This is a genomic window from Enterococcus sp. LJL51 (genome assembly GCF_049894025.1).
GTDB lineage: Bacteria > Bacillota > Bacilli > Lactobacillales > Enterococcaceae > Enterococcus_L.
In genome coordinates this window covers 176582-199619 of sequence record NZ_JBNEQE010000002.1, presented here as the reverse complement: position 1 = coordinate 199619, position 23038 = coordinate 176582, and the positions used below count along the sequence as shown (strand labels likewise).

At 37.2% G+C, this 23038-nt stretch carries 23 protein-coding genes and 1 pseudogene; 7 read left to right on the top strand and 17 right to left on the bottom strand.

Annotation, left to right across the window (positions count from 1 at the left end; translation table 11 throughout):
* Positions 1–79: 79 nt before the first annotated feature.
* From ACPWSO_RS03155 to ACPWSO_RS03145, 3 genes and pseudogenes are all read left to right on the top strand, one after another.
* Complete coding sequence (locus ACPWSO_RS03155; protein ID WP_426081347.1) at positions 80–250, top strand: hypothetical protein; 171 nt, start codon at positions 80–82, stop codon at positions 248–250.
* Between the two features lie 339 nt (positions 251–589).
* Positions 590–775: pseudogene (locus tag ACPWSO_RS03150) on the top strand (helix-turn-helix domain-containing protein); the annotation flags it as partial.
* A 141-nt stretch (positions 776–916) separates the two neighbouring features.
* Complete coding sequence (locus tag ACPWSO_RS03145; RefSeq protein WP_426081346.1) at positions 917–1258, top strand: hypothetical protein; 342 nt, start codon at positions 917–919, stop codon at positions 1256–1258.
* A gap of 174 nt (positions 1259–1432) precedes the next feature.
* Here the strand turns inward: ACPWSO_RS03145 and ACPWSO_RS03140 are convergent, their stop codons facing one another.
* The gene (locus tag ACPWSO_RS03140) at positions 1433–2314 is read right to left on the bottom strand and encodes a hypothetical protein (RefSeq protein ID WP_426081345.1); all 882 of its coding nucleotides are present in this window, start codon (positions 2312–2314) and stop codon (positions 1433–1435) included.
* Positions 2278–3267: a HipA family kinase gene (locus ACPWSO_RS03135; RefSeq protein WP_426081344.1), complete on the bottom strand. Its 990-nt coding sequence runs from the start codon at positions 3265–3267 to the stop codon at positions 2278–2280. Before ACPWSO_RS03135 ends, ACPWSO_RS03140 begins: the two co-directional genes overlap by 37 nt.
* 477 nt (positions 3268–3744) lie before the next feature.
* On the opposite strand from ACPWSO_RS03135, the gene ACPWSO_RS03130 reads away from it, so the two are divergent.
* The 4 genes from ACPWSO_RS03130 (at position 3745) to ACPWSO_RS03115 (ending at position 6341) form a co-directional block, all read left to right on the top strand.
* On the top strand, positions 3745–4236 hold the full coding sequence (locus tag ACPWSO_RS03130; RefSeq protein WP_426081343.1) for a matrixin family metalloprotease: 492 nt from the start codon (positions 3745–3747) through the stop codon (positions 4234–4236).
* 10 nt (positions 4237–4246) lie between these two features.
* The gene (locus ACPWSO_RS03125) at positions 4247–5062 is read left to right on the top strand and encodes a hypothetical protein (RefSeq protein WP_426081342.1); all 816 of its coding nucleotides are present in this window, start codon (positions 4247–4249) and stop codon (positions 5060–5062) included.
* A gap of 65 nt (positions 5063–5127) precedes the next feature.
* A complete protein-coding gene (locus ACPWSO_RS03120; RefSeq protein WP_426081341.1) occupies positions 5128–5829 on the top strand; it encodes a PH domain-containing protein in 702 nt (233 codons plus the stop codon).
* Between the two features lie 191 nt (positions 5830–6020).
* Positions 6021–6341, top strand: coding sequence for a transposase (locus tag ACPWSO_RS03115; protein ID WP_426081340.1), 321 nt, complete (start codon positions 6021–6023; stop codon positions 6339–6341).
* Here ACPWSO_RS03115 and ACPWSO_RS03110 read toward each other — a convergent pair.
* From ACPWSO_RS03110 to ACPWSO_RS03040, 15 genes are all read right to left on the bottom strand, one after another.
* Positions 6314–7378 carry a SepM family pheromone-processing serine protease gene (locus ACPWSO_RS03110; protein WP_426081339.1) on the bottom strand — a complete coding sequence of 355 codons (1065 nt, stop codon included), beginning with the start codon at positions 7376–7378 and terminating at the stop codon, positions 6314–6316. The two genes, ACPWSO_RS03115 and ACPWSO_RS03110, sit on opposite strands and share 28 nt — an antisense overlap.
* A gap of 10 nt (positions 7379–7388) precedes the next feature.
* The gene (gene coaD, locus ACPWSO_RS03105) at positions 7389–7862 is read right to left on the bottom strand and encodes a pantetheine-phosphate adenylyltransferase (protein WP_426081338.1); all 474 of its coding nucleotides are present in this window, start codon (positions 7860–7862) and stop codon (positions 7389–7391) included.
* Positions 7855–8418 (bottom strand): 16S rRNA (guanine(966)-N(2))-methyltransferase RsmD, encoded by a 564-nt coding sequence (rsmD, locus tag ACPWSO_RS03100; protein WP_426081337.1) that lies wholly within the window; start codon positions 8416–8418, stop codon positions 7855–7857. Before rsmD ends, coaD begins: the two co-directional genes overlap by 8 nt.
* A gap of 147 nt (positions 8419–8565) precedes the next feature.
* Positions 8566–8910 (bottom strand): YlbG family protein, encoded by a 345-nt coding sequence (locus ACPWSO_RS03095; protein WP_426081336.1) that lies wholly within the window; start codon positions 8908–8910, stop codon positions 8566–8568.
* Positions 8900–9331 carry a YlbF family regulator gene (locus ACPWSO_RS03090; protein ID WP_426081335.1) on the bottom strand — a complete coding sequence of 144 codons (432 nt, stop codon included), beginning with the start codon at positions 9329–9331 and terminating at the stop codon, positions 8900–8902. Before ACPWSO_RS03090 ends, ACPWSO_RS03095 begins: the two co-directional genes overlap by 11 nt.
* Before the next feature lie 2 nt (positions 9332–9333).
* Positions 9334–10464, bottom strand: coding sequence for a CAP-associated domain-containing protein (locus ACPWSO_RS03085; protein ID WP_426081334.1), 1131 nt, complete (start codon positions 10462–10464; stop codon positions 9334–9336).
* Positions 10465–10501: 37 nt separating this feature from the next.
* On the bottom strand, positions 10502–13930 hold the full coding sequence (locus ACPWSO_RS03080; RefSeq protein ID WP_426081333.1) for a pyruvate carboxylase: 3429 nt from the start codon (positions 13928–13930) through the stop codon (positions 10502–10504).
* Positions 13931–13970: 40 nt separating this feature from the next.
* Positions 13971–15167 carry an FtsW/RodA/SpoVE family cell cycle protein gene (locus ACPWSO_RS03075; RefSeq protein ID WP_426081332.1) on the bottom strand — a complete coding sequence of 399 codons (1197 nt, stop codon included), beginning with the start codon at positions 15165–15167 and terminating at the stop codon, positions 13971–13973.
* A 3-nt stretch (positions 15168–15170) separates the two neighbouring features.
* Positions 15171–15473, bottom strand: coding sequence for a YlaN family protein (locus tag ACPWSO_RS03070; protein ID WP_426081331.1), 303 nt, complete (start codon positions 15471–15473; stop codon positions 15171–15173).
* A 426-nt stretch (positions 15474–15899) separates the two neighbouring features.
* The gene (gene recQ, locus ACPWSO_RS03065) at positions 15900–17666 is read right to left on the bottom strand and encodes a DNA helicase RecQ (protein ID WP_426081330.1); all 1767 of its coding nucleotides are present in this window, start codon (positions 17664–17666) and stop codon (positions 15900–15902) included.
* A gap of 394 nt (positions 17667–18060) precedes the next feature.
* Positions 18061–18846 (bottom strand): ABC transporter ATP-binding protein, encoded by a 786-nt coding sequence (locus ACPWSO_RS03060; protein WP_426081329.1) that lies wholly within the window; start codon positions 18844–18846, stop codon positions 18061–18063.
* Positions 18843–19730, bottom strand: coding sequence for an ABC transporter permease (locus ACPWSO_RS03055; RefSeq protein ID WP_426081328.1), 888 nt, complete (start codon positions 19728–19730; stop codon positions 18843–18845). The genes ACPWSO_RS03060 and ACPWSO_RS03055 overlap by 4 nt, the downstream gene beginning before the upstream one ends.
* A gap of 221 nt (positions 19731–19951) precedes the next feature.
* Complete coding sequence (gene trpX, locus ACPWSO_RS03050; protein ID WP_426081327.1) at positions 19952–20950, bottom strand: tryptophan ABC transporter substrate-binding protein; 999 nt, start codon at positions 20948–20950, stop codon at positions 19952–19954.
* A gap of 726 nt (positions 20951–21676) precedes the next feature.
* Positions 21677–22258 carry a GNAT family N-acetyltransferase gene (locus ACPWSO_RS03045; RefSeq protein WP_426081326.1) on the bottom strand — a complete coding sequence of 194 codons (582 nt, stop codon included), beginning with the start codon at positions 22256–22258 and terminating at the stop codon, positions 21677–21679.
* A gap of 110 nt (positions 22259–22368) precedes the next feature.
* Positions 22369–23034 (bottom strand): hypothetical protein, encoded by a 666-nt coding sequence (locus ACPWSO_RS03040; RefSeq protein ID WP_426081325.1) that lies wholly within the window; start codon positions 23032–23034, stop codon positions 22369–22371.
* Between the last annotated feature and the right edge of the window lie 4 nt (positions 23035–23038).

Sequence of the window (23038 nt, the reverse complement as noted above, 5' to 3'; positions counted from 1 at the left end):
ATAATTTACGCAATTTTTTCTAGTATTGATAAAAAATCAAGATCTCAACCATATAATAAAGTAAGAAGGGGTGAAAAGTATGGATGAGATGATTGTTAAGCTGATAAAAAATCAGGATTTTAAAGGACTTGAATTGTTAATAGACCATCTTGGCAAAGATATCTTGAAAACAATCTATTCTATACTAGACCGTCCTGAAGAACGTGATTATCGTAGAGAAGCAGAAAATGAGGTTTTTTATAAACTATAAAAAAAATGAATCATTATAATGCAACAAAAAGAAGTTTGAAAACCTGGGTCTTAACGATTACAAAAAATACCTGTATTGATAAAAAACGCAGTTTTAAAATCCAAGAGCCATATGTGCCCACTCCGCTTCACAATAGCTATATATCAGTGTTTTCATAAAGTTTAAATATCATTCGAGTTCACTATACTTCAAAAAAGTGTAGTCAAAACTAACTAGTTTTTCAGGTAAAATATCTCATGCCACTAGAATGTATAATTTAAGTGCAACACTAAAATTTGAAGGTAGAAAAGCCTGTTATAATGGTGTTGACGAATCATATCGACTAGGAGGTATTCAGCTATGACTTCATATACACACCTTACGATACGTGAGAGGGAAATGATCTTTCTCTATCATGATTTTGGATTCACTATTCGTAGAATTGGACGTTTAATCAAAAGAAATCCGTCAACTGTTATTAGGGAGCTTAAAAGGAATACTACAAAATTTAGAACATACTCGCCTTCTCTAACGCAAAAATCGTACTAAAATGCATAATTTAAGTGCAATAATTTTTTATACCTACGTTGATGTTATTCAGCATGTCAAAAGCCTTGTTTTCCTAAATAGTACTTGGTAAATATCATAGGTATTCTTTAAACAATTATAGGAACGGAGGTAAGTAGCTTGGAAGAAGACTGGGTTTTAAGACAAATTAAACAGGCAGTTGATGGCCTCGGATACCTCTTGAAGAGGAACATTGAGACTATAGAGCTGGGAGAAAATATGAGTGAAGATGGAAAAACAATCCCAACATATGATTTAATTTTGCAGTATCTAGAAAGCAAGAGGTTTCATGATGCATTCTTAATAGTTGATTCTTTAAAATATAAGTTGTCCACATATGATTTTAACACAGTTTCTAGTTGGTTTATTGAGTACTTGAAAGCTATTAACAATGGAAATACTAGTTGGATTGATATAAGTGAAATTGAAAAGTATCGAGAGCTTTTAACACAATTAATATAAATAAAAATGAATACTACAATAACAAAGAGGGCTGATAATCAGTCCTCTTTTTAATATCTATAAGTAACATGTCCGCCGTGGTGTGCTTCTCCTATAAATTTCGTTCTGTCTTCCCTTCTCAGCCAAGCTTCACGGAACAAAAAAGCCACTCCAAGAAGTGGCTAAGTTCACGAATTAAGCTATTATCTTTTCTAACTCTTCTATAGAGCCCGCAAATTCTTCTATTTTTTTCAAGTCGTTGACAAATAATTCTTTACCCTCATCACTAAATATATTTCTCGAAGATACTCTTTCATCTTTAGATTCTAAATATTCAATCATATGCTTCAACGTACCATCATGATTGCTTTCACTGTTAGAATCATATAATAGAATAATATGATCTGAATTATCGAAATTATCAGTAATAAAATTCATTCTTTCTAACCAATCATAAGCTGTTGACAATTTATCTGGAGTAGCGTGAATCAAGTTAACGTTATTTTTTAATAAATAGCCAAAATCTATAGTGTAAGTTTTCGACAAATTCTTAATCGGTTTGATTCGAATATTACTTTTCACTATTTTTTCAAGTTTCTTTCGTCCCTGAATAATAGAAGCAGCTTTTCTCTTAACAATCATAGAATTACTACCATATTCCTCATTTAGAAAGTTCTCTCCAATATAAGTATTATTCAATTGCTCTATAAACGATTCAACACTTGAGACTTTAGCATACTTTGGATTTGATAAATTGAATCCAGTTGGAAGTTCAAAAGATTTTACAATTGATATAAAATCAGGAGAAACAGGGCTTACTGAAAACGACAAATCGTTATTATTGATTGAATCAAATAGATATTTTAAATAGGAAAGACCACTTTTATAAACCAACCTATCATGTTTGTTAATTACAATTGATTTCAATTTACTATTATTTTCAGATAGAAAATTCACATAGAATTCTCCCTTATCGGGTACATTGACAAGTAAGCCAACATTAAGTTGTTCCCCACGAATCACATTAGAATAGTAGTTAATTATACTGTACCAGAGGACTCTCCTTTTGTTGTCCATTGTAACACACCTCCTGTATGGTTGGTAAAAGCATCTCGAAGTGCCAGTTGATCTATTATATGCCTGACTAACAGCTTTTGTCTACTCAGGAAATTTAGATAATCATTTTTTTGTGAATCTCCTAAAGATACCCATTCTTCCGGAATGTCTTTTAACATTTCTACAATCTCATAATCATTTATATTTTCTATATCATATATTATATCTTTAAAAGGGTTACTTTCAAAGTGGATATTTTGTTCCAAACCAGAAAAAATAGGACCTAAGTTGAGCTGATTTTGACCAGTATCTAATAGTAATTTTAAATGGAATGGAATAAAATTATTAGGATCGTTATTAGAACTAAGAAGTTTTTTTTTCTCAATTAATTGATTCTTGTAAAAAGGACCAAAAAAAGCATGCCCATGATCAATCGCATATATGTGGCGCTCCTCATTTTCATTTTTTGCTACCAAAATATTCCCTTCATTTCCATATCTATCATAATTAGATATTAACATATCAAAAGTAATAATTCTGGGGATTGCTATCTCATTCTTAATATTTTTAAAAAACTTATTCCATGAATACATTATTCTTGGTTGTCCGTTTTGCTTTGCTAATACAAAGTTTTTTAATAGATTGTTCTCGACGTTTGGGATTATTTTAGTAGCAAAGTAGCAGCCTTCTTTTATCTTATGCTGAAATCTCAATTCAGGATTATTGTCTAAAAAGTCTTTATCTATCTGAAGCACTACAAATTCTGGAGTAGGTATATCTAGTTTAAGTGCTAAAAAACTACATAATAATTCTTGAAAGAAACAAGCATCTAAAACTGTAGCGTGCTCTTCACTATATTGATTTTTCATGATAAATTGCTCGTTATTTGCATATATAACTACCGGGCAACTGCTTCCGAGTTCAGGATTAGCACTTTGAATGTATGCTTCGGCAGGAAATTTACTAATATCCACAATACAAGCTCCTTTCCTTTAACTAACTGCTTGTACATTAATTAAAACAGATGACTAAACAAATTTCAACTACAAGTTTGATTATTCCTGCTTTTAGATATTATTCAAAGTTCCTATATATTATATCAAAAATAATAATAATATCCTCTCAAAATTTTCCCAAAAAGCTTTCACTCTATGTATTCCTTGCCTCAAAAGAAGCAGGGTTTCTTATTATCCTTTTAGCAAATGCTCCCTATTCCAACCACTAAGTCATTCCTTCATGCTGTCACTTTTCTTGTTGTCTCTATTAATATTTAGAAATTTTGATATATATATAAATCGTCTCATGAATTAATTAACAACATTTATTCATGTATTACAGACTAAATATAACATTTGAGCTTGACTTAATTTGATACTTCAATTACTATAAAACGACATAGTGTGTGATTTATTTTATATCAAGGAGGACTTATTAAAAAGTTATTAATAACAATGTTTGTTGCTATGCTATTACTATTTGCTTTTCCAGTAAAAGGGGAAGCATATGCATTATGGAACTATTGGTTAGGGGGATCCAATAAAATTTTAAGGTATAATCAGCCAGGCACTAAACATAGTTTACAAGTTGCTCATGCTGATATTCACTGGAACAATCAAGCTCCAGGAACTATTCAACGAATGGATAATGCCGCTAATGTAAGACTTTATGATGTTAATAAGGGCGCTAATAAAGTTGGAGGGGTTACATCAGCAACTAGTAGAACGATAGAATTTAACGATTATTATATGATTCGAAGTAATCACCCTTATACAGAGGAATTTAGCTTTATGATTGCGACTCATGAGTTTGGGCATGCGCTAGGAATTTGGCATTCAAGTGGTCCTAAAAATGTTATGTATGGCAGTTTTGGATCTGGTATAGTGAATAATGTACCAACCGCGGACGATAAAGCAGGCTTAATTGCTTCTAAAAAAAGATGGTAGAGGTGAAATAATGAGAATAACTAAATTAAATTCATTTATAATTTTAAGTTTAGTTGTCTTCTCTCTTTCTGCATGTGGAAATGAGAAAAAAGAAGGAGCTCCAACAACGGATGAAAGTACGACAACTGACACTTCAGAGAAAAAAGATATTTTGGCATCTCTGGGATTGGAAAACCAAAATGATGTAAACACTCGAGACGAATCACTTTCAATCAGTGTTCTAGAAAGTTCTTATATGGGAGCACCTACTTATGAAGGAAAAGTTTTAGAAGCTGACAATGTTTTTGTTGCAACAGTAGAAAATATGGAAACAGTTTATCCTGATCCACTATACGATGAAAAAGGTGAACTAATTGCCAGTACACCGAAAACTATTTTTGAACTGAAAGTGCTAGAAAATCTGAGAGGAGAACTTCCAATAAACGAAACGATTAAAGCATCTAGAGATTTCTTCGGATTTGGTGATGGACCAGAAAAAGGTAAATTTATCACACTCATTGAAGATGATATCATTCCTGAAAATGGAAAAACCTATGTTTTTCTTACTTTTGTTTTGGATGGAGAACTTGCTATCTTGCCAGGAGGAGAAACTCCTAGTAATCTACCACTTGAAAATGCACCTATGGATTTAGATACTCAGTCAGAAGAAGTGATTCAAGAAATCGTTGACTCTTCATCAAAAATCCATGAAGTTGAAGAACAAATTGAAAACGAAGAAGCTGTTTTAGCTGAAATAGGAGACACACTCCTAAGCAAACCAGAAATCGAATCACGGATTGCAGGCCAAGGAAATGAACCTGACTTAGACAAGGTTGTAGTGGAATAAAATCTATTTTCCCAAAAATTTTTATAGCGTAAGAAACCCCTATCTCAATATAGGGGGGATAAATCATGGGAAATATATTTATAAAATCGGTCAGAAATCTTAACAGTCACTCACTTGATACTAATTCATTTTCAAAGAAAAGAAAAAAAGAGCTGTACAAACAAACACGTATGTACATTTTTTTACGTGAGCTAACAGAATCTTTAAGCAGCACCTACTTTAAAAAAGACGAGACTCTACAAACACTTCTCCCTTTGACAACAGACGGTGCTAATACTTCCTTTATGAGTCTAGGCATTATAGGTGCCTACCATCCGAAAAGTGAAAAAGCAAAGAAATATGTACGAGAATTCCATGATCTTAGAGGTAATCGTTTATTGATACTTACGAATCAGCGAATCATTTTCATGACAATTATTGAATATTTGGACGAAGAACTATTTTACAGCTATCCCTACGAAGAAATCAAAAAAATAACTTTGAAGAAAAATACTCTTAGTTATTTCGATTGGGGAACGTCTTTTCCACCAAAAAAAACACCCTTACACACCTATTTTTTTGACTTTGAATGTAGTAATCACATTTTTTCAGAACTATTGGATGAAACGGATGCTAAAATATTACTAAATCAATTTGAAAAGACAACTACTTTGCACCCTATTCCAATTGTAGAAAACACTTATAGAAAAAGAAGATTTGATTTTTTTGTAAACAATTTTCAGCTTGGTTACCAGCTGTTACACACTTTATCCATGTTGCCATTCTGATAGTCATTTTCCTAATCCTTGGTATTTTTTTAAACTTTGGTCCTTTTAAGTTTTATTATTTTAAAAATTTTGCGCTAAACACCCTATTTCTTCTTGTCTACTCCTAGTAAATACTTCAACAAAAGAGGCTTTATACTATTTTGTGCTGGCAGAAATTTCAAATGGAGAATCTGCCAGCACTTTTTTGAGTATTGAAACACAAACAAAGAATCACGAATGCTTTTCATTATTCTTCCTCCAATTGTGTGACAAACGGGCCAAACAACAAGAGTAAGGAAAGCAAGCGTTTTGCCTTTGGTTATCGTATTTTTTATCATTTGCGTTCACGTATTTATAGTATTCAAAATCTTATTTTTTCAAAAAAGCACTTGAAACAAAATCAGTTTTTCCTGTTTTGTTCCAAGTGCTACAATTTTATTCAGTTTTTATCCAGTCAACACTCAATGATCTTGAAATACAAAAGAAGTGATCAGGATATTCACCTTTATTTTTCTTTTAAAGTGGCTAGATAATCCAAGGCATCCTGAACTGTTTTCACCGGTACAATTTTCATTTTTGTGTCCAGCTTTTTAGCGGCTGCCACTGCTTCTTCATAGTTTGTCTTTATATCCGGATTCTCTTTTTTAACCTCATCAGATATTTCATCATCAGGAGCAAAGAAGATTTCAGCGCCACTAGCACTAGCAGTAGCAATCTTTTTATCGATACCGCCGATGCGCCCAACTATACCTTCCGAATTAATCGTACCTGTTCCGGCAATCTGGTGTCCTTTTCGTATCCCCTGCTGTGTCAACAGCTCGTAGATTTCTAAAGTAAACATTAGTCCAGCAGATGGTCCTCCGATACTCCCTGCATCAATTTTTACAGGTACTGAAGCATCTATTTCTGTATGATCAATCAAGCTGATGCCGATTCCCGGCTTTTTATCAGTTGAAAGCTCCATTAGCTTTCCTTCTGCTTCTTGTTCTTTCCCGTCATGTAAAAAGCTTACATTCACAGTTTGTCCAACCTTTTGACTCTTAATATACTCAACTAAATCCTCACTGTTTTCAAATGTTTTGCCATCTACACCTGTGACAATATCGCCAATATCAATCTTTCCATAAAAATCCGATTCTTTTTCAATAGTCATAACATATACACCATCAAATTTCAGTTCATACTCTTTCCCTGCTAGACTCAGTGCTTGAGCAACCGCCGCATTTTGAGAAGATTCCATATAGTATTTTTGAATTTGCTGATACTCTTTGCTGGAGCTGGTACCCATCAGTTCTTCTTTACTAATCAGTTCGCTAAAATCGGAAAATTGTGAAAAGAGTGCCGAAACTAAGGTTGCTTTTCTAACACTAACCGTCGTTAGATAAAAACCACCATCCTCCTTGTCCTTCTTTCCATCAACTGTCACAAAATCCTTTAAATTTTCTGTTGAGCCGGGACCTTCGATATAATAAGGAATCGGTACAATTAATATCAAAGCAAGCAGCACTAGAAAAATATACGGAATAAATCGTTTAAATGAAGGTTTTTTCTTCGTATCAGTATCGTTCATCGCTCATCGCTCATTTCTCTATGGATCGGTTGACAGCCTCCGGTAGGTATTCAGAAACATCTCCGCCAAATGTTATAATTTCTTTTAATATACTTGAACTAATATGGGCGTACTTCTCATCGGAAAGTAGAAAAACTGTCTCTATGTCCGTCTGTAAGTGCCTGTTCATCAAAGCAATATTCTTTTCATATTCAAAATCCTGAATATTTCGAATCCCCCGTATTAAAAAACCAGCACCTAACTCTTTAGCTGTTTCAACAGTTAATTTGTTTTCTTGGCGAAAAACGCGAACGTTAGCCAAATGACTTACCGCTTCTTTAATCATTCGTTCCTTTTCTTCCGGACCGAACAGTGATTTCTTTGTTGTATTCGTAAACACACCAATAATAACCTCATCGAAAATCAGTGCAGCACGCTCAACTGTATTTAAGTGTCCCATAGTAAATGGATCAAAGCTCCCTGGAAAAAGTCCGATTTTACTCATCTCTCTCTTCCTTTCTATAGATTGTTATTTTTGTAATACCATAAACAGCTTCTCTGGATTTAAACAAACAATCAATCTGTTCGGGCAGTTCAACGGCTTTATCCGTTTCACATACAGCAATACAATGGTCATTCAACAATTTTTTTTCAGCCATAAACTGCAGCTGTTCTGCAATTTTCTGTTGGGCGTATGGAGGATCCAGCAAAATGATATCGAATTTCCGCTGTTCGCTCTCAAAGGTTTCCAATGCTCTGTCCGCATCCATTTTCATCACAATGTATTTTTCCGGTTCTTTAGTCACAGCGATGTTCTCTTTGATTACCTTGAGGGCTGCAAAATTTTTCTCAATGCAAAATGCTTGAGCAGCTCCTCTCGACACTGCTTCAATGGCCAATCCGCCACTCCCTGAATATAAATCTAAAACAGTCTCTTCATCAAAATAAGGACCAATCATATTAAAGATTGATTCCTTCACCTTATCTGTCGTTGGTCTAGTATTTTCTCCATCCAGCGCTTTCAACCTTCTGCCCCGATATTCTCCTGCAACTACTCGCATTTTTTCTTCCTCTCCTATGCCAGTCTCCTTCTAAAAGGCTACAGGCTCATCCTTTACAAACTATCTTTTCTTGTCAGTTTAGCCTTGATTAATGGAAAAAAGATGAAAAATGTTTGAAGTTCCTACACATTTTTCATCTCTTCAAATTTAAACATTTTCTGCTAAACGAATCTGCGTGTTGATTTCTTCTACTTCGAAGCCTTCTTCTACCTGATAAGCAGCCTTCGTACCAATTTTTTCTGCAAAATTCATTTCTACATCTGGACGATAAGAACGCTCAACCTTGCGGACGAAGTGCAGACTATTTACTTTTTCTTCTGCTGCTTCGATATTTTCTTCATTCAAATAAAGAACGACGTACTTCATCCTGCGTGATACATATTGAACGAATCCATGCCTTCTCAAAGCCTTCAATTGTTTTAGTGAATATACCCAAACAATTAACCCTCTGCGTTTCTGAATTGCCAACTCTTTTTCTTCATTAACTTGCATGACAGCTTCCTCCACATCCATGATTACTACCTTTGGTGAAGAAAGGATTGCCGGCATCAACTTTAATATCATCAGAAATTGTTTTTGCGATTGCCGAGCTAAGACTATCCAGTACTGTCTGAACTTCCGTTTCAGAAAAGCGGAACTCAGCTACTTCTTCACACATATCCAACTGACGTTTTGCCTGACGCAGCGCCCGCTGTTTGCTTCTAAAATCCGGTGCATGTGCACCATAGTTTTCAATTCGCTCAAAATCAGCTCTGGCTGCTAAAAAGCCTGTTAGCTTCTCTTGAACTTCATCAGAGCCGGTCATGTCATTTCTATTTTTTCTATAACTGACCATCATGTCACTATTTAAAACAGACTGTACCAATACCGCAGTCTGGTCTTCTATATCAAAAAGCGATTCATTTACTATCATAATTATCCACTTTCCTCTGTTTCATCAGTATTCTTTTCAATAGTCTGTAATAAGACTAACACATCTTCTTTAGAAAAAGCAATGCCGATGTCTTCATTTTTATCACTGGCAAAACGCAGATAGTATGCACCATCAGAAAACCAAAAAAGTGCAGTGAATGATGGATCATAAACTGGGGTCATGAATGCCCCTGCTGGTTTCTGAATCGTCAAGCTGCTTTTAGCGATCATGGTTTCATACTCTTTTTTTGTAAAAGCAAAAGAAGAAGAAATAGCACCTAAGCTTTCACTTTTTACTTGAGATAGAGCTTCTAGCCGCTCTACTGTTAGTATATCGGCAATATATTCTTCATAAGAAGCATATAAATACTCCGCATTTCGTTCAACTGCAGGATTAATTGCATAAGCAGGTAATTCTTCTTTGATTCTCAGGAAATTAATTGTTCTGGTCATCGTTTTTTGCTTCTCATCAATACTCTCTGCACTGGTTTCCCCAATAGGAATAGCTAAGCTCTGACCATAAGCAAGCTGATAAGGCATAACCGTTAGTAAGTACTCTTTTGACAAATAGACAACCCCTGATAAAACATCTTTTCCATGAGTAAAAAACAGAATGGCGAAAGTATCGTTATCAAAGGCAATCATTGGCCGATAATTCATATCTTCTTCCATTAGTTCTATAGAAAAGGTTTCCTGATTATACTCAATATCAAAATTTGAATAGATAGTTGTCAATTCTGATATATCTGAAAGATTCATTCCCATATCAAATGGTGCTGTATTCTCAGTATCATTAAATGCTTTAACAGCAGCTATTTTACCATTTGAAACGCTGAGCTCCATGTACTCAGAATCTTCTTCACCAAATGTCCACAGTTCATAGCCTAAGCCAGTGTCATACTTAGTCAGCGGCTCACCAAATTCTTTAACAAAATCCGTACTGTTTTTTCCTATGTATAATGAAAAACCGGAAGCCGGCAGTTCTTCGTGAGGCAAAGCCGTATGGGAGACATTTTGTCTCCCATTTTGATTTACAGTGACTTCGGCTTTTTCAGAAGGAAAAAATACAGGTTCTAGATAGCCAATAACAAATACTGAAAAGAGTACTGCGAAAAAAGCTAAATATCGTCTCATTTAATCCTCCTATTATTTAAATCCAAATAACTATCTTTTATTTCTCTGAAAGTTCCATCAGTAAATCACCAGAGCTGATTGCTTCACCTTCGGTAACATAGACATGCTCTACCACGCCATCAAAATGTGCTTCAAGACTTGTCTCCATCTTCATTGCTTCTGTAATCATTAATGGATCGCCTTTTTTAACCTTGTCGCCCTTTTTAACCAATGTCTGTAAAACAGAACCTGACATCGTAGCAGCGACATGACCTTTATTTGTCGGCTCAGCTTTTCTTTTGGTTTGAACATTTGATTTAATGGAGTTGTCTTTAATAACCATTTCTCTTCGCTGTCCATTCAGATTAAAGAACAGCGTACGATTTCCTTCAATATCTGGCTCGCCAATCTCATCCAGACGGATAATCAGGGTCTTGCCGCGTTCAATTTGCACCTCAACTGTTTCTCCAAGACGGATGCCATTGAAGAACGTCGGCGTATCAAGAAGTGTAACATCTCCAAAGGTCTGATAGGAAGTCTGATAATCCAAGAAGACCTGCGGATACATCAAATAGCTTAAAACCTCTTCATGTTTTGGTTCAAATCCAATTTTTTCAGCTAATTCCTGACGAACCTTGTCAAAATCAACTGGTTCTGCCAAACTGCCGGGACGTTCGGTAAAGGCAGGTCTTCCTTTGAGAATCACCCGCTGCAGCTCTTTAGGGAAACCGCCCGCTGGTTGACCCAAGTCTCCTTGGAAGAATGTCACAACGGATTCAGGGAAGCTCAATTCAGCTCCTTTAGCATAAACATCTTCTTCCGTTAAATCGTTTTGAACCATGAATAACGCCATATCTCCTACGACTTTAGAAGAAGGAGTGACTTTTACAATATCACCGAACATCAGATTTACAGTACGGTACATTTTCTTAATTTCATCCCAGCGGTCGCCTAAACCAATTGCTTTCGCCTGCTGCTGTAAATTGGAGTATTGTCCGCCAGGCATTTCATGCATATAGACCTCTGTCTGAGGTGCGTTCAGTCCATTTTCAAATGGTGCATAGTACATCCGGACATCTTCCCAGTAATGGTTAATTTTTTGTGCATTATCCACATCAATATCTGGTGTTCGCGCTCCATTAACCAATGCATAATAGAGACTCGTCATACTTGGCTGACTTGTCGCTCCGCTCATCGCACTTGCTGCTACGTCCACAATATCTACACCAGCCTTAGTTGCTGCTGAGTAAGTAATAATTCCGTTACCGCTGGTATCATGAGTATGAAGATGAATAGGTACATTAACTGTATCCTTCAGCTCACTGATTAACCGATAAGCAGCCTGAGGCTTCAGCAGTCCTGCCATATCTTTGATAGCAATGATATGACTGCCAAGCTGTTCAAGTTCCTTTGCCATATCTTTATAATATTGAACATTGTATTTTGCACGTGACGGATCATTTATATCCCCAGTGTAGCAAATCGCCGCTTCGGCAATTTTCCCGGTATCTCTTACAGCCTGAATACTCTTTTCCATCTGAGGAATCCAGTTCAAACTGTCAAAAATTCTGAACACATCAATTCCCTGACTAGCCGATTCCTTGATAAACTCTGCAATAACATTATCAGGATAGTTCTGATAACCAACAGCATTAGAACCTCTGAACAGCATCTGGAACAAGGTATTCGGCATCAGCTTTCTCAATTTTCTCAAACGCTGCCATGGATTCTCATTCAAGAAACGGTAGGCAACATCGAAGGTTGCTCCGCCCCACATTTCAGCAGAAAACAGCTCTGGCAGCCCTTCACCAGTCAGCTGTGCAATATCTTTAAAATCTTGTGTCCGGACTCTAGTAGCCAATAAACTTTGATGGGCATCTCTGAAGGTAGTATCTGTCAGTAAAACATTCTCCTGATTTTTTACCCACTCTACCACCTGATCCGCACCTTGTTCGTCCAAAATATTCTTCGCAGTTACAAAGTCTTTTTTGATATTCATATCTTCAGGTATTCTAGGGGATTCATAGAATTTTTTAGCTGTTTTTTCTACTCCGGGGAACCCATTAACTGTTACTTCCCCAATGAACTTCATCGTTTTATTACCGCGGTCGCGGACTCTTGGAAACTCAAATAATTCCGGAGTATTATCTATAAATGTTGTATGAGCTTCACCTGATTGAAAAACAGGATGACTAACTACATTTTGCAGGAAAGGAATATTGGTTTTAACTCCTCTGACACGAAACTCCTTCAAACAGCGCTGCATTTTCTGAACAGCCTTCTCAAATGAAATCCCATGTGTACACACTTTAACTAAAAGCGAGTCAAAATAAGGTGTGACTGCATACCCTGAATAAGCATTTCCTACGTCTAAACGAACACCAAAACCACCTGGTGAACGATACGTGTCAATTTTTCCTGTATCAGGCATGAAATTGTTCAAGGGATCTTCAGTTGTAATCCGGCACTGAATCGCAGCACCATTTAAACGCAAATTCTCTTGTTTAGGAATACCAATTTCTGTATGAATATCTAATCCCTGAGCAATTAGCAGCTGTGAAACAACTATATCTATATCAGTAACCATTTCTGTAATCGTATGTTCTACCTGAACCCGGGGATTTACTTCGATAAAGTAAAACTGGTCATTCTCCACCAAAAATTCTACGGTTCCAGCATTTACATAGCCTACATGCTTCATCAGCTGAACAGCAGCGTCACAAATTGCTTTTCGCTGCACATCATCCATAGAAACACATGGCGCTACTTCAACAACTTTTTGGTGACGTCTTTGAACAGAACAATCTCTTTCAAATAAATGGACAACATTCCCGTGATGATCGCCCAAAATTTGAACTTCAATATGCTTTGGATTAGAAATATATTTTTCGACATACACCTCATCAGAACCAAAAGCAGCTTTTGCTTCACTTTTCGCCCGATCATAACCTTCTTTTGCTTCCTTTTCATTATAAGCTACCCGCATGCCGCGGCCTCCGCCGCCTAATGCAGCTTTAATCATGACTGGAAATCCATGTGTTTTCCCAAAATCAATGACTTCATCTACAGTTGCCACAGGTCCATCAGAACCGGGAATAGAGGCGATACCAGCTGCTACGGCAGCTTCCTTCGCTTTAATCTTATCTCCGAAAATATCCAAATGATGGGTTTTCGGTCCAATAAAAATAATTCCCTCTTCTTCACAGCGTTGAGCAAATTCTAAGTTTTCTGATAAAAATCCGTATCCCGGATGAATAGCATCCGCTCCGGATTTCTTAGCAATTTTTAGCAGTCCCTCAATATCCAAATAAGCTTCAATTGGTTTTTTCCCGCGACCAATTAAATACGCCTCATCTGCCTTAAAGCGATGAACAGAATATTCATCCTCTTCAGCATAGACTGCCACCGTCTTGATTTTTAACTCCGTACAGGCTCGAAAAATTCGAATGGCAATTTCTCCACGATTTGCTACTAAAACTTTTTTCATTCTTTCACTCCTACCTTCATCAAAATTTACCTTCAATTATTTATATATCAGTCTCACTTAGACGATATTCTTCAATTAGCTTCTGACGTTTCTCATCTGCACTGATGTTCAGTACAAAGGCAATAGCGATAGAAATAATCAGCAGACTATTTCCTCCATGACTTAGAAACGGGAACGTAATCCCTGTTAATGGAATAACACCAGTGATTCCGCCTAAATTGATAAATACCTGAATCAGCAGCATTGCCCCAATCCCAATACACATCAATGAATTAAACGGTTTTCTGGAACGTACCCCCACCAGAATGATGCGGACAATCATAAAAAATAGAACAGCCAATATCAACATTGAAACAACCAGTCCTAATTCCTCAATCGTAATTGAAAAAATGAAATCAGAATGAGCTTCAGGTAGAAATCCTTTTTTCTGGATACTATTACCCAAGCCTCGGCCAAACCAGCCGCCGTTGCTCATTGCGTAATAAGAATTTACCAGCTGGTGCCCCGTATCTCTTTCATCTTTGAACGGATTCAGGAAAATTTCAAAACGCTGATAAACATATTGATAATTTTTAGGAATAAAGCTTCCCTTGGTAAGCAGCAAAAGCTCAATAATTCCGATACTGCCCAAGATTCCAGCGCCGCCAATGACATAGGTATACATATAATTAATTCCACTGGCTAAAAGCATAACAATTGCCAGTAAGGTTAAGATTGCTGCATTTCCTAAATCGGGCTGAATAACAACAAGTAAAATCAGAAAGCCAATTAACAGCATCGGACGTAGAACAGCTTTTTTAAATTCCTTGTCAATATACTGCTGACGTCGAGCTAAAATGTAGGCCAGATACCAGACAACCATAATTTTCAAGTATTCAGCCGGCTGCATTGAAAAAGGCCCGATTTTGAGCCAGCCACGGGCTCCGTTCAGCGTGACCCCTAGGTTCGTAAAACGAACAGCCAGAAGCAGCACGGAAATAACCGCAATAGCTAACATAATAAAGCCTTTGTTCTGATAAACAGTTGTTTTCATTTTATAAATAAAAAACATTGCTACTAAACTTATAATCCAAAATTGCAGCTGGTTCATCACCAGCCCTGTTGCCGGCAACCCTTTACTCATCTGTTGAGCAGATGTTGAGCTGTAAACCATAATCAGCCCGACACAGCTTAGTATCAGATAAGGAATCAGTATACTGTAATCCAGCAGGTGCCTTTTTTTTATCTTTTTTGGCAAAGTTTAAACCTCCCTGCCAATCTCTTTTTTATCCTGTGTTTCTTCATAAACCTCAGTATATAAACGATTTAATTCTTTTTCTAAATTGCTCAAAAGCTGATTTCCCTCTTTAGAGCTGAGAATGCCTAAACGAATAGCATATGTGATTTGTCGTGAAAAGCCGTACATTTGTGTATCTACTACTTCTTCAAATGCTTTACATTGAGAAATACAAAGGCTGTTCTTTTGATTGCGGATTAGCATCATGATTCTATTAGAATCTTCTTTTAGCAATTCTAGTGCAAATTCTTTAGAAATAGGCTCCATCTGCGTTCAACCTCCTGTCTTAATTATGTCATTATAGCATATTTTCCGGTTTTATTAATAGCGATTTTCTGAAAATCACTACTCTAAGACAAAACTTAATTTTCAAGAATTCTGTGTCAATCAGTCCAGCAAACGGATTCATCCCTTAAATAGCTTAGAACTAGCACTAGTTTAATAGTAACTAAGCGAAATTGTTCAATTAGCATACAAATAGTTGTAATCCTTTAGAAAAATAGCTGCTGCGCCAGAATGCTTCAATCACTATCCAACGATTTAACGCTACATCCGCTGCTGTCTGTTCAGGCTAATTCAAAATTTCTTGTTGTACACGGTCTTTTCTTTATGTCTATTACAGGAAAATATCCTATTCATAGTATCAGAAAACAAAAAAAACTGCTAACATCAACTCATACCATTACTATTCTTTTATTCAGCACTTTGATACTCCTTAAGCGCTTGGATGAATACTTCCCCATATTTATCCAGTTTATTCTGTCCTACACCTTTAACCTGCAAAAATTCAATCGGGTTCTTCGGCAGCTTTTCACAAAATTCCTTCAAGGTACTATCGGAAAAGATTAAGTATGGCGGAACATTTTCCTGTTGAGCTAAATCTGAACGTAAAGCGCGCAAAGCTTCAAACAAGCCATCATCCACAGTCACTGTACGTATCTTCTGATTCTCTTTTCTAAAGACCTGCTTTTCGCCTTTCAAAACCAGAACACCGCTATTGGAAACTGATAACAAAGGGAATTGTCCATCAGAAGGAGTAAGATAGCGCTCTGCTGTTAAATAATCAATCAGCTGACTGATTTCTTTTTGTGTCCGCTCCTTCAGCAAGCCATAGGTCGGCAGCTTTTCAAAGCCCCATTGGTCAATTTTTTGATCCTTCGACCCCGCCAGCACCTTAGCCACCAGCCCTTTGCCAAAGCGCTCGCCCATTCTTTTCACACAGGATAGAACCTTCTGGGTATCCACAGTAATGTCTACCAGTTCCCGCTCATCCAGACAGTTGCTGCATTTCATACAGTCTTCGCCCTTCTCGCCAAAATAGCGCAGAATAAACTTTTGCAGACAAATTTGTGCATTGCCGTATTGAGACATCTCCCTCAACTTCATGTATTCCTTCTGCTTGTACTCAATTGAAGACTCAGATTGATCAATAAAATATTGCTGAATCTGTAAATCCTGCGGCGCATAAAACAGGACTGCATCACTAGGAAGACCATCTCTTCCTGCCCGCCCAGCCTCCTGATAATAGGATTCAATATTTCCCGGAATCTGGGCGTGGATTACAAAGCGGACATTGCTCTTGTTAATTCCCATTCCAAAGGCATTAGTAGCAACCATTACCTGAAGCTCATCGAAGAGAAATTTCTCCTGATTTTCATTGCGCAAAAGCTCATTCATTCCGCCATGATACATTCCTGCAGAAACATGCTTGCTTTTTAGTAAATGATAAATCCGTTCCACTTCTTTCCTCGTACTGGCATAAATAATTCCAGACTGATTTTTGTTCATTTTTAAGTATTCTAAAAGGAAAACATCTTTATTTTGATCCTTAATCACCTGAAAGGACAAATTTTCCCGAGCAAAACCGGTTGAAATCTGATTCTCCTTTGGAATATGCAGCTGCTCAAGAATGTCCTGAGCCACTTGAGGTGTTGCTGTCGCAGTTAGAGCAATAATCGAAGGCTCTTGCTGAAATTGTTGAATTGTTTCCGCCATTTTCAAATAACTGGGACGAAAGTCATGGCCCCACTGGGAGATACAATGGGCTTCATCTACTGCCAGCAAATCGATTTCAACATGAGTCAACAGCTGTTGAAACTCAACTGATTCCAGCCTTTCAGGCGCAACATATAATAGTTTAATTTTTTTATCTACAGCCAGCTGAATTCGCTGATTAATCTCTTGAAAGGATAATGTACTATTTATAAATGCCGCAGGAACTCCCATCAGATTTAAAGCATCCACCTGATCCTTCATTAACGAAATAAGGGGGGAAACAACCAGTGTTAAATTATCCATCAAAAGAGCCGGCAGCTGATAGCAAACTGATTTCCCACCCCCAGTAGGCATGATTCCCAAGACATTTTCTTTATTCAGCACACGATCAATGATTTCTTTTTGTCCTACTCTAAATTCATCGTAGCCAAAAACTTCCTTTAATACATTCAGACTATCCGTCATCTTTTTGTCTCCTATCCGTTTTCACTGTTAGCCATTTTAACATGAGAAGAATACTGTCTTCAAGCAAACATCTAATTAGACTAGTATATGATAGAATCAAACTAATTCTATCAATTCTTATTTCCAGCCGTTTGGTTCAAAAGAGTGTGTTGTAGGGACAAAATATAATTAATTTACGCTGCTGGTTCACCTTTTTATTATTTAACTAATTTCCAACTGTTCTTCAATCTCTCAAAAAATTATGTATTTGTTTAATATAACGAAGAGAACTACACGAATAATACCTTTAGACAACTACGTTTATACTGCTTCTATTTCGCCTGTCTAGCCACATTTAGGCAAAATAAAAGCTCGGGACTTCAGTCAAATCCCGAACTTTCTGCCGCCTTTTCCACTAGTCAACAGCTATTTCCTCTGGCTCTTCTTCAAAGAAGAGCAGTAAATCCTTCATGGTTAAATTTGCTTTTTCCTGCTCGCTTAAATCCTGTACAATCTTGCCTTTCTGCATAACAATCAGCCGATTGCCGTAACGCAGAGCATCTTCCATACGATGGGTAATCATCAAACAGGTAAGTCCACCATCTTTAATCCTTTGGTCGGTCAGCTTCATCAGCTGTTTAGAGGTTTTAGGATCCAGTGCTGCTGTATGCTCATCCAACAACAATAGCTGGGGTTTCGTCAGAGTTGCCATTAATAAGCTCAACGCCTGACGCTGCCCGCCCGACAACTGTCCAGTAGGTGTGTCCAGATGTTCTTCCAGACCATTCCCCACTTCTCCACAGATTTCAACAAACAGCTGCCGCTGTTCATTCAGTTTTCTATTTCTAAACGGACGTTTTTTTCCTCTGTACAAAGCCAGCAACAGGTTTTCCGCTACGGTCATCCGCGGAGCCGTACCTTGTTTTGGGTCCTGAAAGACGCGGGAAAAAAATTCGGCTCTTTTTTCCTCTGAAGCAGAGGTAATGTTTTGCCCGCTGATTTCAATTTTCCCACTTGTAAGGCTGAGTGTTCCGGCAAGACTATTGAACAACGTGCTCTTACCAGCTCCGTTACCGCCAAGCACTGTAATAAAATCACCCGCATTAATCGTAAGAGAAACATCATTTAGGATTATTTTTTGTTCATGCATACCATTATTGATTATTTTCTTTGCGTGTTCGATTTTTAGGATTGCACTCATCTTTTCTCCTCCTTTTCAGAACCAATTTGCAGATTCAAGGCTTTTCTCAGCTGAGGAATCATCAAACATACTGCTAAAATTCCTGCAGAGAAGATTTTTAAATACGTCGTGTCAAAGCCTAGTTTTATAACTGCAAGAATCAACAACTGATAAATGATACTGCCCACAATAATTGCCATTAAACGTTCAGCGAAGGTCAATTCACCGAAAAGCACCTCACCGATGATAATGGAGGCCAAGCCGATAACAATTACACCGATTCCTTTGTTTACATCAGCGTACCCATCATTTTGAGCAATCAATGCACCTGATAAAGCGATAATGCCATTGGAAAGCGTTAAACCTAGAATTTTCATTTTATCCGTTTTGATTCCAATGGACCGAGCCATTTCTTCATTATCTCCTGTAGCAATGTAGGCCTGACCTAGAACAGTATTAAAGAAAAATAACAGAAAGCCAATAATTATTGCTAGTACAAAGATTCCAAGGAATACAATATCAAAATAATTTGGAAGCTTCAATGAAGCAAATATATCTTGAATTTTCGGTTGGTTTAGCAATGACAGATTTGGCGTCTGCATGACGTACAAAATCACTGAGTTTAACCCTGACATTACTAAAATCCCGGATAAAATCACTGGAATTTTTCCTTTAGTAAATAACAGCCCAGTTACCAGCCCAGCACACATTCCTGCTGCCACACCTAATAATGTGGCAAAAACTGGAGAAATACCATTTGTAATAGCAGTCACGCAAACTGCTCCTCCTAAGGGGAAGGACCCCTCTGTTGTCATATCTGGAAAATTCAATATACGATAAGTCATAAATATTCCTAATCCTAAAATAGCCCATAACATCCCTTGACCAATTGCTGATACAATCATTTATCCCACTCCATTCTTCAATTTGTCAGTTACTGTGAGGCTGTGACATAAGTTTGTCTCGGTCCCTTAAAACTGAATAAACGGTGCTCCAAAAGCAGCTCTTTCGGAAATAAGCAGAATAATCTCAAAAATATGAGGAGCCATTTTCGGATTATCCTTCTTATTTCTCGGAGTTAAACACTTTTATCACAACCTCTTTATGCTTCACTCACAGAAAAATACTAGTCAGTTTCGTCATCTGTCTTTTTTGCTTGTTCCAGAATATTTTGAGGAATTGTCACCCCTAATTTTTCTGCCTGCGCTTCATTGATAATAATATCTCCAGTCGTAAATGTATAAATCGGCGTTGTTGCCGGATCAGATTTCCCTGACAGAATATCGGCTGCCATCTTCCCTGTTTGAACCCCAAGCTCAAATTGGTTGATGCCAACTGTTGCCAAACCGCCCTCCGTCACCATTGTATCAACAGATGGAATAATCGGTGTCTTTGTTTTATCAGCTTCACTAACTACCGTCTGCATGGCATTCGCAATCGTGTTATCCGTTGGAATATAAATGAAATCAACCTCATCAGCCATCACCTGAACAGTTTGAGCAATCTCATTACTGGAAGGAACTACATAAGATTTTGAGGTTAGCCCGACAGCTTGAGCCGCTTTTTCTGCTTCTGCCGCCTGATACTTGGAATTTTCCTCAGCAGATGAATAGAGTATCCCTACTTTTTTTGCCTTTGGCAGCAGTGAAACAGCCAGCTCAAATTGTGAAGCAACAGGAGACTTATCACTTACTCCAGTAATGTTCCGTCCCGGCTTCTCATTGCTCTCTACTAAGCCTGCACTTACAGGGTCGGTAATCGCCCCTAAAACAATCGGCAGGTCTTCTGTGCTGTTCGCCAGAGCCTGAGCTGCTGGTGTGGCAATGCCAATCAATAAATCAGAGTTTTTCTGAATCAATTGTTGACTCATTGTTGTCAGCTTACTCTGATCCGCCTGACCATTTTGAAAAACAATCTTGACTGTTTTTCCATCCTCGTATCCTTCGTCCTTTAATCCCTCTTGAATCCCCCGATAGATTTCATCCAATGCAGGGTGACTGACAAACTGCAGCACGCCCACTGTAGGAATATCCTCTACCTTTTCTTCTTTTTTCTCAGTAAAAAATGAACCAGCTAAAAACAAAAGAATCCCGCCTATTACAATCATTAATCGTTTTGATTTCATACTTTTTTCCTCCTCATTAGAATATCCCCGCATATTTATACACAAAAACTCTTATTTTTTAATAAAAAAAGAGCAGCGACAAACCCTAAATGGTGCGGTCGCTGCTTATACACAAAAACCACATAGATATCGACCTATGTGGTTTATTATTTAGTCATCTTAAATAAAAGCCAGCATAGATACAAAATTTAGAATTTGTCTTCTAAAGTTGTATCTATGAAAGAATCACACATACAACTCATCTACGCCAGTTTTGCCATGAATAGTTCATTTGGATAGATAATTGATTCATGTTTGATTCCTCCTAGTTTTTTGATACTCGTAGTTTATCCTATTTCAACAGGAGTTGTCAATAAGATTTTACATTTTTTTCAAAGGCTGTAAAAACAGCGGACTGATGAAAGAGTCTGGGACATAACTTAATTTCCAAGCTTCTAGGATGCTCAAATCCAAATAAACGGTGGAACAGTAACACATAACATCTCTAAACTACAACGAGTAAACGCAGATGGCACTTACATGACCTAGACTGTGTCGAGTAACCGCAGACAACAATGAAATGGCGGTCCTTTGCCCAGTCCCTTCCGGCCAGCTGTCCAAATCGTTCGCTTTATCTTCCCTTTTTCAAAAAAAACTTGAGACAGCATCAGGAAGTTCCTGCATGTGCTTCAAGCTCTATGATGTTATTCAAATTTTTCCTACTAAAATAACTGTCTACAAGGTCCATTACTCTCGTTTGTCTGATAGTGATGTCAATTTCTTTCGATAACTCCAGCTATTCTTATATTCCTTAAAAGGGTAGAATTTCAAGCTTGTAAACATTTTCTGAGAAGCCTTATTCCAATTAAAAATTTCTCTTACAATCATGGTTTCTCTGCCCATTTTCTTTGATTTATAGATAAAATACTTTGTTACCAGTCGGCCAATATGCCGGTTTCTATACGCTTCATCTATCACTATTGCATAATCATCTTTTGAAAGCCAGACATCCCCTACTGTTCGGAACTGTCCTTCTTCCAAACATTCTATATAATAAAGCAAGCCGTTTTTATTTTGCCAGTCGTACATTTGGCTGATTTTATTTTGATCATAAGCTGTTGCTACTCCAACTATATTTCTCATACTCTCTGTATCCTGATACCAGCCAAGAGATTCTGAACGTACCGTATCATAAGGGACTAAGCGGACACGCTTGCTTAAGTACACCTTTCTTTTTTCGGACTGCTTAAAAGAGGGCTCCTTTGGTTTCAGAACCCTCTTTTGCTTTAATAAAACTGCGGCTTTCTGCTTCCACTCAGTAACGATCACGTGAACCACTTCTTACGTATACAGGTACAGCTTTCTTTTGAGTGTTCATTAAAAAGAAAATACCTAAAGCGAATAAAATTAGAAATCTCATCTTAATCCCCTCTTTCTGTTTACTGTATTGACTGTAGTTTTTCCTGCTCCAATTGCTCTTGGTTTTGAACAGGTTCTGCTGTTTCAGACGATGCAGCTGGATTCGTTTGTTCTTCCGTCTGAGCCTCAGGCTGTGCTTGTGTCTGATCATTTGTATCAACACTCGCCAGGGGCAGCTGATTTAACTCCGGAATCAAAGCTGTCTTCACGTCCATGTTTTCATTTACAGAAAAACGATTTTTCTCTTTACCATTTTCAAAGAAGATGGCTGTTGTCTCTTCTTTCTTTACATTATACTTCTTTTCAATCTTAGATGCATCATATACGATTGGATAGATAGTCAAACTGCGGCTAAAGGTCTTCATCGTCTCTTCATCTTTAAAAAGAGAAATCATCTGGTCATAGGTTCTTCCGCTGGGAAGTGTGAACACAACCGTCATTGCCCGGCTTTCTTTTATCTCTTTATCAATCGTTTTTGTATCAGCAAAGCTAGCCTTTTTTCCCGGCAAATCAATCTTAACCAAAGATTCAACCTGGGAAGAACGAATATTTGCCTGAACTCGGGGAACAATAAAAATCAAACCTACTACACAAAGAACTAAAGCAATGCCCAATCTAATATACAGCTGTTGATTTTTATTGGTTAAGTTCACTTTATCTTTAATCGTATCAAACTTTTTTTCCAACTTA